The following is a 12,803-nucleotide window of genomic DNA, read 5'->3' as shown; positions in this document are numbered from 1 at the left end:
AATACCCAGGTTGCCCGTCCCGGATCGTGGATGGGTCTTGACGCCGACTCCAGCCTGCCCCACTCTTCCTACCAACTAAGTAGGAATACTGTGGATTGGACACACGATGAGACGGCTCCCCTTCCGTCGGCTGGTCTCCCTGGCCACCCTCGCCGTGGTCGGCGCGGCCACCCTGGGCACCACGGCGGCCTGCGGCGGCGGCACCGACGACGCGGCCGGCACGTCCGGTCCGGTGACCCTGCGCCTCGGCTACTTCCCCAACATCACCCACGCGCCCGCCGTGGTCGGGGTGGAGAAGGGGATCTTCAAGGAGAAGCTCGGCAGCGACGTCACGCTGGAGACCAAGACCTTCAACGCCGGCCCGGCGGCCATCGAGGCGGTCTTCTCCGGCGCGCTCGACGCCACGTACATCGGCCCGAACCCGACCGTGAACGCCTTCTCGAAGTCCAAGGGTGAGGCGGTCCGGGTCGTCTCCGGCGCCGCCTCCGGCGGCGTCGCCCTGGTGGTCAAGCCGGACATCACCTCGCTCGAGCAGCTGCGCGGCAAGAAGATCGCCACGCCGCAGCTCGGCAACACCCAGGACGTGGCGCTGCGCTACTGGCTGCGAGAGAAGGGCCTCAAGACCACCAAGGAGGGCGGCGGCGACGTCAAGGTGGTCCCGCAGGAGAACGCGCAGACGGTGGACACCTTCGCCAGCGGTGCGATCGACGGTGCCTGGGTGCCGGAGCCGTACGTCTCCCGGCTGGTCAACGCCGGCGGCAAGGTGCTGGTGGACGAGCGCGACCTCTGGCCGGACCGGAAGTTCGTCATCACCAACCTGCTGGTCAGCACCAAGTTCCTCAAGGCCCACCCGGACGTGGTGAAGAAGCTGGTGGAGGGGCAGGTCGCGGCGAACGAGTTCGTCAACGGCAAGCCGGACGAGGCGCAGCAGGCCATCTCCGACCACATCGGCAAGATCACCGGCAAGCCGCTGGACGTCAAGCTGATCAAGCAGGCCTGGCCCACCCTGGAGTTCACCAACGACCCGATCGCCGCCTCGCTGAAGACCGGCCTGGACCACGCGGTCGCCGTCGAGCTGACCCAGCCGGTGGACCTCAACGGCCTCTACGACCTGTCCTTCCTCAACGAGGTGCTCAAGGCGCAGGGCAAGCCCGAGGTCACCCAGCCGTGACGTCGACCACGACGACCCCGCGCAGCGCGACCGGCGCGGTCGCGCTGCGCGGGGTGACCAAGGTGTACGGCCAGGGCGAGCAGGCCGTCCTGGCGCTGGACGGGGTGTCGCTGGACGTCGCACCCGGCGAGTTCGTCTGCCTGGTCGGTGCGTCCGGATGCGGCAAGAGCACGCTGCTCAACCTGGTCGCCGGGCTGGATCGGGCCAGCGGCGGCCAGATCGAGCTGGGCGAGGCGGTCAACCCGGGCCTGATGTTCCAGGAGCCGGCCCTGTTCCCGTGGCTCACCGTCGAGGCCAACGTCGAGGTGCCGCTCAAGCTGCGCGGGCTGCCCCGGGACGAGCGCCGGGCGAAGGTGGCCGACCTGCTGCGTACGGTCCACCTGGCCGAGTTCGGCCGGAAGCGCCCGCACGAGCTTTCCGGCGGCATGCGGCAGCGCGTCGCGCTGGCCCGCACCCTCGCCCTGGACACCCCGGTGCTGCTGATGGACGAGCCGTTCGGCGCGCTCGACGCGATGACCCGGGACATCCTGCACGACGAGCTGGAACGCATCTGGTCCGAGCGCCGGCTGACCGTGCTCTTCGTGACGCACAACGTCCGCGAGGCGGCCCGGCTCGCCGACCGGATCATCCTGCTCTCCAGCCGGCCCGGCCGGATCATCTGGTCCACCCGGGTCGACGTGCCCCGGCCCCGGCGGATCGACTCTCCGGAGATCGCGACCATCGCCGCCGAGGTCACCGACCGGCTGCGTACGGAGGTGGGCCGCCATGGCCAGTGACACGCTCGCCGGATCCGCGCGTACCGACGCGGAGATCTCCGGCCTGGACGCCCTGGAGACCGCCGGCCGCCAGCGCGGGCCGTCCCGGGTACGCCGCGCCTGGTCGGCGCTGTGGCCGAAGCTGGCCGCCCTGGCCCTGGCCGTCGCCGTCTGGCAGGTCGTGGTCTGGACCGGGTGGAAGGACCCGTGGGCGCTGCCCGGGCCGGCGACGGTGTTCGAGGACCTCGGCCACTACCTGGTCAGCCCGGCGCTCTGGGACGGCCTGGCCACCACCGGCCGCCGGGCCGCCGTGGGCTTCGCCGCCGCGGTCGCCGTCGGGCTGGTGCTCGGCCTGGCCGTGGCCCGGGTGGCGGTGCTGCGGGCCGCGCTCGGCTCGATGATCACCGCGCTGCAGACCATGCCGTCGATCGCCTGGTTCCCGCTGGCCATCCTGCTCTTCCAGCTCAGCGAGCAGGCGATCTTCTTCGTGGTGGTGCTCGGCGCGGCGCCGTCGGTCGCCAACGGCGTCATCCACGGCGTCGACTACGTACCGCCGCTGCTGGTGCGGGCGGGCCGCAACCTCGGCGCCCGCGGCCTCAACCTCTACCGGTACGTGATCGCGCCGGCCGCGCTGCCCGCCATCGTGGCCGGGCTCAAGCAGGGCTGGGCGTTCGCCTGGCGCAGCCTGATGGCCGGCGAACTGCTGGTGGTCATCGCCACCCGGACGTCGATCGGCGCGCAGCTCACCTACGCCCGGGAGCTCAACGAGGCGCCCCGGCTGATGGCGATCATGATCGTCATCCTGGTGGTGGGGCTGCTGGTGGACGCCGCCTTCGGCGCGGCGGACAAGGCGATCCGCCGCCGGTGGGGCGTGCTGGACCAGGCCGGCAACTGACGCCGTGTACGTCTCCGCGCGCGCCGACTACGCGCTCCGGGCCATGCTCGCCGTCGCCGACGCCGCCGGGTCCACCGGCGACGGCGGGCTCAGCGGCGGCGAACTGGTGAAGGCGGCGAGCCTGGCCGAGCGCCAGGACATCCCGCTCAGCTTCCTCCAGGGCATCCTGCTCGACCTGCGTCGGGCCGGGCTGCTGCACAGCCATCGCGGCACCGAGGGCGGGTACGCCCTCACCCGGGCCGCGGGCGAGATCAGCGTGGGTGACGTCCTGCGCGCGGTCGGCGGCGCGCTAACCAGCGTCCGGGGCATGCCCGCCGACCGGACCGGCTACCACGGGGTGGCCAGCGGGCTGCGGGACGTCTGGCTGGCGGTCGACGGCGCGATCGCGCTGGTGGTGGACCGCACCACGCTGGCCGACCTGCTGGCCGACCGCTCCGCCACGCGCTGACCTCGGCTGTCGACCCTTCCGGGGTCAGCTCGCGACGGGATCGGTGTCCCACCCGGCCGGGCTGTGCAACTCGACCAGCCCGGCCCGGGCGGATCCGTCCGACGTCGGATGCCAGGGACCGAACGCCACCGCCATGGCTAGCAGCAGCCCCGCCCCCGCGACCGCGAGGACCAGCAGCAGCTCGCGCACCTCCGCCGAGCCGGCGTCGCTCGCCATGGTCCCCCCCTCCGCGCTCGGCCGGTTCGCCCAGCCTCATTCCCCGAGAGGCGAGTATCGCGGGAACGACGGCTGCACGCAGTCGCCCATCGGACTGATCCCCGACCCAGGGGCGGGCCGTCACTCCGGCATCTCGACCGGACCGTGGCCGCCCCGGGACTTTCCGCCGGCGTAGGAGGGTGCGGCGCCGGGACGACCGGGGAGGTTCCCTGCTGAGTGATCAGGCGGATCGGGGACGACGCGGACGGCGCGAGCGGCTGGAGGTGCGGTGCGGGGAGCGGGTGCCGTCAGCCCCGCCCGCCCGATGGGGCCGCGAGGTGGGAGCCGGCTGCGGGGCGGTGATCGTCACCGGCACGCCGGACGGCTCGCGGGCACCGGTCACCTGGGCGAGGGCCTCGTCGCCGGGGTGAACCTGCCTCGACTGCGGCCTGATGCCAGCCGCGCTCATCAAGCGGGCCACGTCCCGGCGTTGCTCGGGTAGGACCAGGGTGACCACCGTGCCGGACTCCCCCGCTCGAGCGGTACGCCCACCCCGGTGCAGGTAGTCCTTCGCCTCCGTCGGGGGATCCACGTTGACGACCATGTCGAGCCCGTCGACGTGGATGCCGCGGGCCGCCACATCGGTCGCCACCAGCGCGGTCACCTGACCGGTACGGAACTGCTCGAGGATCCGGGTGCGCTGCGGCTGCGACTTGCCGCCGTGCAGCGCGGCGGCGCGTACCCCCTTGGCCAGCAACTGGCGGGCGAGCCGATCGGCGCGGTGCTTGGTTCCCATGAACAGGATGGTGCGGCCCTCGCGGGCGGCGATCTGGGCCAGCGCGGCCGGCTTGTCGACGGCGTCGACGTGCAGCACGTGGTGCGTCATCCCGGTCACCGTGGCGGTGCCGGGGTCGACCGAATGCGACACCGGGTTGGTCAGGAAGCGGCGGACCAGCTTGTCGACACCGCCGTCCAGGGTGGCGGAGAAGAGCATCCGCTGGCCGTCCGGTGCGACCTGCTCCAGCAGCTTGACGACCTGCGGCAGGAAGCCCATGTCGGCCATCTGGTCGGCCTCGTCGAGCACGGTGATCGCGACCTGGTCGAGCCGGGCGTCACCCCGGTTGATCAGGTCGTGCAGCCGGCCCGGGGTGGCCACGACCACCTCGGCACCGGCGCGCAGCGCGTCCGCCTGACGCTGCATGGAGAGGCCACCGACCACGGTGGCGCAGCGCAGCCCGACGGCGCGGGCGTACGGGGCGAGTGCCGTGTTGACCTGCTGGGCGAGCTCACGGGTCGGCACCAGCACCAGGGCGAGTGGACGGCCCGGGCGGGCCCGGCGACCGGCGGTGCGAGAGAGCAGCGCAAGCCCGAAGGCAAGCGTCTTGCCGGAGCCGGTACGGCCCCGGCCGAGCACGTCCCGGCCGGCGAGCGAGTCTGGCAGGGTCGCCGACTGGATCGGGAACGGCTCGGTGATGCCCTGGGCGGAGAGTTCGGCGAGCAGCACCGGAGCCAGGCCGGTATGGGCGAACGACGGAATGACGGTGGTCATGCGAAAGACCTTCCTCGACGCGGCACGTGTCGAGGGAGGGCGCCGGGAAGCGGCGCTGTCCGGGCGGACTCGTCCGCCGGGACTCACAAGCACGAACCGAAGGGGTGCGGACCGGTCCGCCGCAGCGCGCCGCGCCCGCGGTACGGGTGGGCGGCGCGGCGGACCGGTCGGTCACCACACCCGGTGGGCGTGGTGGGTGTTACTGGTCGATCCGAAGATCAGAGCGGGCGGATGTTCTCCGCCTGCGGGCCCTTCTGGCCCTGGGTCACCTCGAACTCGACCCGCTGGTTCTCGTCCAGGCTCCGGTAGCCGGAGGACTGGATCGCCGAGAAGTGGGCGAAGACGTCGGCGCCGCCGCCGTCCGGGGTGATGAAGCCGAAGCCCTTGTCAGCGTTGAACCACTTGACGGTGCCAATAGCCATTTGTTTCGTCTCCTTGACGGAACGTTCGAACCCGCACCTGTTGCGGGCCGAAAAGGAGCGCCCCACGCGTCTGATGCGTGGACCGCCTGTCGCTTCTGGTCGCCCCGCCCGGAGAACTCCGGACACAACAAAGAGCGCCTGGGGCCACAATCCGCCAGGCGCACACAGAGTCTCTGGAAACCAAAACTGCAACGCGCCTAACCTATCACGGATTGGGCAACGCCGGGACGTCCGGAGAAATTTCCGGCACCCCGGCGACCAGCGCGGTCAGCCCGGCGACGTCGAGCAGGTCGGTGGGGCGGACGGTGACCCCGTCCCGGACGTAGTGGAAGGCGGCGCCCACCCGCTCGACCGGTACGCCGGCCAGCTCGGCCCAGGCCAGCCGGTAGACGGCCAGCTGCACCGCGGCCGCGTCGGCCTCCCGCCCGCCGGGCTGCCGGCCGGTCTTCCAGTCGACCACGTCGTACCGGCCACCGGGGCGGGCGAAGACGGCGTCCATCCGCCCCCGGACCACCACCCCGGCGATCACCGTGGCGAACGGCACCTCCACCTCCACCGGCATCCGGTCGGCCCACTCGCTGGCCAGGAAGCGCTGCTGGAGCTCGGTGAGCGCCTCGTCCGGGGCGGCGTCGTCGTCCGCCGCGCCGGGCAACTCGTCCACGTCGAGCAGCCGGTCGGCACCGAAGCGCTGTTCCAGCCAGGCATGGAACGCGGTGCCGCGCCGGGCGTACGGGTTCGGCTCGGCGGGCATGGGTCGGCGCAGCGCCCGGGCCAGGGCCTCCGGGTCGCGCCGCAGCGCCACCAGCTGGGTCACCGACAGATGGCCTGGCAGTTCCACCTCGACCGCCTCGGCGCGGCGGGCCAGCTCGGCCCGCTCGGCAAGGAGCAGGTCGGCCTCCCGCCGCCAGCGGACCACCTCGGGGTCCTCGGCGGACGGCTCGGCGGCTCCCCGGGCCCGCTCCTCGGCCAGGCCGGCGGTCGGGGCGGGCTCCGGCGACACCGCGGCCTCACGGCTGGCCGGGGCGACCCCGGCGGTCGGGGCGGGCCCCGGCGACAGCGCGGCCTCGCGGCGGGCCGCCTCGGGATCGGCGAGGTAGCGGCGGACCAGCACGGCGGCCTCGGCCAGCGCCGGGCGGCGGGCACCGAGCGGGTCGGCCGGCCACTCGGCCCGGAGCACCGTCTCGGTGGTGGGGTTCACCGCGTCGCCGGCCGGCTCGGGCGCCCACTCGTCGACCAGGTGCCCGTCCGCGCCGGCCAGGCCGGCGTCGTGCACCTCGCGCAGGAACACCGAGGGACCACGGAACTTCTTCGTGCCCTCCCCCCACCAGTAGCCGGAGCAGAGCAGCAGCCGCCGGGGCCGGGTCACCGCCACGTACGCCAGCCGGCGCTCCTCCCGCTCGTCGTGCGCCCGCCAGGCGTCGGTGAAGTCCTCCAGCGCCCGGGCCACCCCGCGCTGGTCCTCCGCCCCGGCCAGGCCCAGCTCGGGCAGCCCGTCGGCGTCGCCGCGCAGCGGGAACGGCAGCACGCCCAGCCCGCCCAGCCAGTGGTCGGAGTTGCGGACCGGCCCCGGCCAGACCCCCCGGGTCAGCCCGGCCACCGCCACCACGTCCCACTCCAGGCCCTTGGCGGCGTGCGCGGTGAGGATCTGCACCGCGCCCTCCACCACCTCGACCTCGCCGGGGGTGAGGCCACGCTCCTCGTCCTCGGCCGCGGCCAGGTAGGCGAGGAAGCCGGCGAGGGTGGCGCCGGGCGTCTCGCCGGAGAACCGGGCCGCCACGTCACCGAGCGCGTCCAGGTGGCCGCGGGCCAGTCCGGCGTCGCCGGTGCCGTCCCGGCCGGCCCGGACCGCCACCTCCACGTCCAGGCCGATGGTCCGCTCGATGTCCGCGATCAGCTCCGGCAGGGACTGGTCCAGCCGGTAGCGCAGCAGCGCCAGCTCCATCCCGTAGGACCGCAGCCGGGCATACCCCTCCGCCGAGTACGCCTGCGCGGGCCCGAGATCGGCGAGCGCCTCGACCAGCGTGGCCTCGTCCAGCGCGTCCACGGTAATCTCCGGCCCGTCCTCGCCGGCCAGCTCCCGGCGCGCCTTCGCGATGGCCTTCGCCCGCCGGTGCAGGGCGACCAGGTCACGCGGCCCGATCCGCCAGCGCGCACCGGTGAGCAGCCGCAGCAGCGCCGCCCCGTCGGTCGGGTCGGCGAGCACCCGCAGCGTGCAGACCACGTCCCGGACCTCGGGGGTGTCCAGCAGGCCACCGAGCCCGACCACCTCGACCGGCAGGCCCCGGGCACGCAGCGCCGACTCGATGGCGGGGATCTGGCTGCGCAGCCGGACCAGCACGGCGGTGGTGGGCCGCCGGGGCACCGGGATGTGCTCGGGCAGCGCGCCCGGCATCCCGGCCGCCCCGCGCCAGGCGGCGAGCACGCTGTCGGCGATCCACTCGGCCTCGTCGGCGTACGTCTCGAGGAGCGCGCAGTGCACGGTGCCGGCCGCCTGCCCGCGGGGGCTGCGGTGCGGGATCGGTTCGCGGACGCTGAACGCGGCGTGCAGCTCGGGCACCCGGGCGCCGGCCGCGCGCAGCGGCACCGACAGCGCGTTGGCCACGCCGAGGATCTCCGGCCGGTTGCGCCAGCTCGTGGTGAGGCTGAGCACCTGGGCCGGGGTGCCGTCGGTGCGGGCGAACTCGGTGGGGAACCGGTCCAGCGTGCCGGCGCTGGCGCCGCGCCAGCCGTAGATGGACTGGCAGGGGTCGCCCACCGCGGTGACCGGGTGGCCGCCGCCGAAGAGCGCGTTGAGCAGCACGACCTGGGCGTGGCTGGTGTCCTGGTACTCGTCGAGCAGCACCACCCGGAACCGGTCCCGCTCGATCACCCCGACGCCGCGGTGGTCCCGGGCCACCCGGGCGGCCCGGGCGAGCTGGTCGGCGAAGTCCATCGCCTCGAAGTCGTCCTTGCGCCGGGCGTACGCGCGGACCAGCGGCAGCAGCTTCAACCGGGTCCGCTGGAACTGCAACGCCTTCCGCACGTCGGCGTAGACCCGGCCGGGGCGGGACTGCACCTCGGCGTAGAACCGGCCGGTCCAGGCGGCCAGCTCGTCCGGGTCGACCAGGTGCTCGTCCAGCTCCCCGGCCAGCGCCAGCACCGCGTCGGTGATGGTGCTGGGCATCCGGTCCACCTCGGACATGTCCCCGTCGTAGTTGCGCACCAGCAGGTCGACGAGCTGCCAGCGGGACGCCTCGGTGAGCAGCCGGGTGGTCGGCTCGTACCCGGCGCGCAGCCCGTGCTCGGTGACGATCCGCCCGGCGTACGAGTGGTAGGTGGAGACGGTCGGCTCGCCCGCGAGCGGGTCGTCGTGCGGGTCCCGGCCCCGCCGGCCGAGCCGGCGGATGAGCTGGTCGAGCCGGGTCCGCACCCGGTGCGCCAGCTCGCCGGCGGCCTTGCGGGTGAAGGTGAGGCCGAGGATCTGCTCCGGTCGCACGTACTGGTTGGCGACCAGCCAGACCACCCGGGCGGCCATCGTCTCGGTCTTGCCGGAGCCGGCACCGGCGACCACGAGCAGCGGCTCGACCGGTGCCGCGATGATCGCCGCCTGCTCCCGGGTGGGTGCCGGCAGCCGCAACAACTTCGCCAGCTCGACCGGGGTGTAGCGCGGGCCGGAGTCGGCGGTCCGCGGCGCCGGGGTGGTGGCGGCGCCGAAGAGCGCGGGCTGGGTCACGGCATCGTCCTCGCGCTCACTCTTCCCGGGGCGCTGGGTTGGTCGGCGGTTCCACTACCTGGCGCCCCTGGCCGGATACCGGGCAGCTCGTCCGGACCGGGCAGACCCGGCACTTCGAGTTGGCGACCGCGGCGAAGGTGGCCGCGGCCATGGTATCCGCGGTACGCCGGACCAGCGCCGTCGCCCAGCCGGCCGCCGGTCCCTCCCCGGCCGCGGCCTGGGCCTGCTCCTTGGCGTCCTTGGCCGACGTGCCGAGCTGCACGAGAGCGGCGCCCCCGGACTCGGCGCCGAACTCGGCGAAGCCCCCCGCCTCGACCGCTGCCTGGTACGCCCCGAGCTGCGGATGCTCGGCCACCTCCCGCTCGGTGACCGCGGTCGACTTGCCGGTCTTCAGGTCGATCACCACGAGCCGCCCCTCGGCGTCGACCTCCAGCCGGTCCACCCGGCCGGCCAGCTCGACGGGCCGGTGCGGGTCGTCGAGGCGTACCGCGAACTCGTGCTCGATGGCGAGCAGCCGGCGCGGGTTGCCGGCCAGCCAGCGGAGCAGTTTGTCCACCATGGCCTCGGCGCGGGCGCGTTCCGGGCCGACCATCCAGCGGGCGGCCAGCTCGATCGCGTCGAACCGGGCGGCCACGTATTCCAGCAGGGTGGTCCGGTCGACGCTGGCGTCCTCGGCCAGCATCGCGGCGGCGTGCACCAGGTTGCCGACGCCCTGCGCGGCGCTGGCCGGGGCGCTGCCGCCGTGCCGTTCGAGCAGCCAGCGCAGGCTGCACCGGAGCGCGCTCTCCATCGCCGACGGGGTGACCCGGACCGGCTCGCCCTCGTCGACCAGCGGCCGGTCGTCGGAGAGGCCGCGCAGCCCCCACCAGTCGTCGGGGTGGGCGCCGGGCACCCCGGCGGCGGCCAGCCGGGCCAGTTCGGCCGCCGCCGCGTGCCGCCGGGTGGGCGGTGCCGCCGGGTCGGTGACCGCGGTGCGCAGCTCCGCCACCAGCGCGGACAGGGTGAGCCCGCGCGGCGGCAGGGTGACCGGCAGGGCGGCCGGCGGCGCCTCCTGCGGGTCCTCGTCGACGGTCGGCACCGGCCCGTCGTCGGGCGGTGCGGTGCCGGGACCGGCCGGCTTCGGCGCCGGGTCGGGGCCGGCGGGGGCCGTGCCGCCACCGGTCGCCGGCGGCTCGGTGGCACCCAGCTCGTGCAGGAAGCGGCTGGGCTGTTCCTCGTGGTCGTCGCCGCCCACCGCCGCGGACGCGACCGCGGTGACCAGCAGTCGACGCCGGGCCCGGCTGACCGCGACGTGGAACAGCCGCCGCTCCTCGTCGAGCAGTGCCGAGGTCTGCCCGACCAGGCTGGCCCGGACCCCGGTGTCGTCGGCCCGGCCGGCGAGCACGTCGACCAGCCGTTCCGAGCCGAGCAGGCTGCCCCGCAGCCGCAGGTCCGGCCAGACGCCCTCCTGCACCCCGGCGATCGCGACCAGGTCCCACTCCAGGCCCTTGGCGGCGTGCGCGGTGAGCAGGCGTACCGCCTCGCCCCGGTCGGCGCTGGCGGCCAGGGTGTCGGCCGGCAGGTCCTGCCCGAGCACGTGGTCGAGGAAGACCTCGGTACGCGCACCGGGCAGCCGGTCGGTGAACCGGGCCGCCGCGTCGAAGAGCACCAGCACCGCGTCGAGGTCCCGGTCGGCGGCCTCCGCCCGCCAGCGCTGCGCGGTCTCGTGCTCGCCGGTGGCCGCCCGGCCCCGGGTGATCGCGCCGGCCCAGCGCTCGGCCAGCCCGCTCTCCCGCCACACCGCCCAGAGCACGTCCTCTGCCGTGGCCCCGGGCGTGGCGGCGGCCTGCCGGGCGGTCGCCAGCAGGTGGGCCACCGCCTGGGCGGGCGCTGCCCAGCGCCGCTCGATGGTGGCCAGCTCGGCCGGGTCGCCCAGCGCCTCGACGATCAGCTCGCCGGACGGGCGGCGGTCGCCGGCGGCCAGCGCGAGCGCGCGCAGCCCCTGGCGCAGCCGCCGCTCGGCGAGCGGATCGGCGCCACCGAGCGGCGAGTGCAGCAGGGCGACCGCGGCCTCCTCGTCCAGCCGGTCCGGCTCAAGGGCGCAGCGGAGCAGGAGCAGCAGCGGGGCCACCCCGGGCTGGAGGTGCAGCGGCAGGTCCTCGCCGTGCACCACGGTCGGCACGCCGGCGGTGTGCAGGGCGCGTTGCAGCGACGGCAACTGCCGGCCGGTGGCGCGGACCAGCACCGCCATCCGGGACCAGGGCACCCCGCCGAGCAGGTGCGCCTCGCGCAGGGCGTGGGCCAGCCAGGCGGATTCGCTGGTCGCCGAGCGGAAGGTGCGTACCTCGACCGTGCCGGGCGGCGCGTCGGGCAACGGACGCAGCCGCCGGTGCGCAGCCGGGCCGCGCAGCCGGCGGGCCAGCCGGGCGGTCGCGGCCAGCAGCTCCGGACCGGCCCGGTAGGAGGTGGTCAGCGTGACCTGCGCGGCCGGCGCCCCGGAGGCGGTGCGGAACCGGTGCGGGAAGGTGGTCACGCCGGCCGGGTCGGCGCCCCGGAAGGCGTACGTGGAGGAGTCCGGGTCGGCGAAGGCGACCAGAGACTTGCCCCCGCCGGCGAGGACGGCGAGCAGCTCGAGCTGGGCGGGGTCGGTGTCGGCGAGCTCGTCGACGTAGATGTGGGCCAACCGGCGGCGCTCGGCCGCCAGCAGCTCCGGGTCGTCGCGCAGCATCCCGGTGGCGGCCCGGACCAGCTCCGCCGGGTCGTACGCGATCGAACCCCGGTTGCTCACGTCGCGCAGGGCGAGCACGGCCACGTACTCCCGGAGGAAGCGGGCGGCGGCCGGCCAGTCGGCGCGGCCCAGCTTCTCCCCCAGGCGGGCCAGCTCGACCGGGCCGACGCCCCGCTCGGCGGCGCGCATCAGCAGGTCGCGGAGCTGCTGCGCGAACGCCCGGGTCCGCAGCGCGGGGCGCAGGTCCGCCGGCCAGCCGACGGGGTCGTCGTCGGGCTCCTCGCCGACCACGTCGAGCAGCTCGCGGATGATCAGATCCTGCTCGGGACCGGTGAGCAGCCGGGGCGACGGCTCGCCCCGCTCGGCGGCGGCCCGGCGGAGCAGGCCGAACCCGAACGCCGGGAAGGTGCGGACCAGCGGCTCGCGGACCACCCGGGCGGGCCGGGTCGCGGTGCTGCTCGCCGCGGACGGGCTGCTGACAGCCTGCCCGCTCTGGTGAGGCTGGCCCGCGCCGGCGATCCGCGCCTCGATCCGGTGGCGCAGGTCGGTGGCGCCCCGCCGGCTGAAGGTGAGCACCAGGATGCGTTCGGGCTCGACGCCCTCCGCCACCCGCGCGGCGACCGCCTCGATGAGCGTGTCGGTCTTGCCGGTGCCCGGGCCGCCGACCACCAGCATCGGCCCGTCGGTGTGCGCGACCACCTCGGCCTGTGCCGGGTCGGGCCGGCGCGGTGGCGGGTAGGCGGCATCGTCCGCCGACCCCCCGGATCGCGGCTCCGCCAAGGTCGCCCCAATACCGGGCCGACCGACCCCCTGCCCCGCCCCGCCGGCACGGCCGACCCCCGTCGCCGCCCCGCCAGGCCGGCGCACCAACCGGTACGCCTGCACCGCCTCATCCCACCACGCCGGTACGACACCCCACCGCCCCCACCCGCCCTTCTGCTTGATCATG

The 12,803-nt window shown here is 75.1% G+C and carries 9 protein-coding genes; 4 read left to right on the top strand and 5 right to left on the bottom strand.

Translation table 11 applies throughout. The features are described from left to right. Positions 1–106: 106 nt before the first annotated feature. Genes ACGF4F_RS11160 through ACGF4F_RS11145 form a run of 4 tightly spaced genes read left to right on the top strand, consistent with a single transcriptional unit; the run spans position 107 to position 3,269 of the window. Complete coding sequence (locus tag ACGF4F_RS11160; protein ID WP_393076890.1) at positions 107–1,171, top strand: ABC transporter substrate-binding protein; 1,065 nt, start codon at positions 107–109, stop codon at positions 1,169–1,171. Continuing rightward, on the top strand, positions 1,168–1,947 hold the full coding sequence (locus ACGF4F_RS11155; protein ID WP_357439808.1) for an ABC transporter ATP-binding protein: 780 nt from the start codon (positions 1,168–1,170) through the stop codon (positions 1,945–1,947). The genes ACGF4F_RS11160 and ACGF4F_RS11155 overlap by 4 nt, the downstream gene beginning before the upstream one ends. After that, entirely contained in the window at positions 1,937–2,821 is an 885-nt protein-coding gene (locus tag ACGF4F_RS11150; protein WP_357439806.1) for an ABC transporter permease subunit, read from the top strand. The genes ACGF4F_RS11155 and ACGF4F_RS11150 overlap by 11 nt, the downstream gene beginning before the upstream one ends. 4 nt (positions 2,822–2,825) lie before the next feature. Further along, positions 2,826–3,269, top strand: a complete 444-nt coding sequence (locus ACGF4F_RS11145; RefSeq protein ID WP_357439804.1) for an Rrf2 family transcriptional regulator — start codon at positions 2,826–2,828, stop codon at positions 3,267–3,269. A 24-nt stretch (positions 3,270–3,293) separates the two neighbouring features. Here ACGF4F_RS11145 and ACGF4F_RS11140 read toward each other — a convergent pair whose 3' ends face one another. The 5 genes from ACGF4F_RS11140 to ACGF4F_RS11120 all read right to left on the bottom strand — a co-directional run bounded on the left by ACGF4F_RS11140 (position 3,294) and on the right by ACGF4F_RS11120 (position 12,739). Continuing rightward, complete coding sequence (locus ACGF4F_RS11140; RefSeq protein WP_073834767.1) at positions 3,294–3,485, bottom strand: hypothetical protein; 192 nt, start codon at positions 3,483–3,485, stop codon at positions 3,294–3,296. A gap of 220 nt (positions 3,486–3,705) precedes the next feature. Then, entirely contained in the window at positions 3,706–5,013 is a 1,308-nt protein-coding gene (locus ACGF4F_RS11135) for a DEAD/DEAH box helicase (RefSeq protein ID WP_357439799.1), read from the bottom strand. A gap of 218 nt (positions 5,014–5,231) precedes the next feature. Beyond that, complete coding sequence (locus tag ACGF4F_RS11130) at positions 5,232–5,435, bottom strand: cold-shock protein (protein ID WP_007464836.1); 204 nt, start codon at positions 5,433–5,435, stop codon at positions 5,232–5,234. Between the two features lie 205 nt (positions 5,436–5,640). Beyond that, the gene (locus ACGF4F_RS11125; protein ID WP_393076885.1) at positions 5,641–9,147 is read right to left on the bottom strand and encodes an ATP-dependent helicase; all 3,507 of its coding nucleotides are present in this window, start codon (positions 9,145–9,147) and stop codon (positions 5,641–5,643) included. A gap of 16 nt (positions 9,148–9,163) precedes the next feature. Continuing rightward, positions 9,164–12,739, bottom strand: coding sequence for an ATP-dependent helicase (locus ACGF4F_RS11120; protein ID WP_393077174.1), 3,576 nt, complete (start codon positions 12,737–12,739; stop codon positions 9,164–9,166). Between the last annotated feature and the right edge of the window lie 64 nt (positions 12,740–12,803).

Source organism: Micromonospora sp. NPDC047740, assembly GCF_043204735.1.
Lineage (GTDB): Bacteria > Actinomycetota > Actinomycetes > Mycobacteriales > Micromonosporaceae > Micromonospora.
This window is presented reverse-complemented; position numbering and strand designations above follow the sequence as displayed.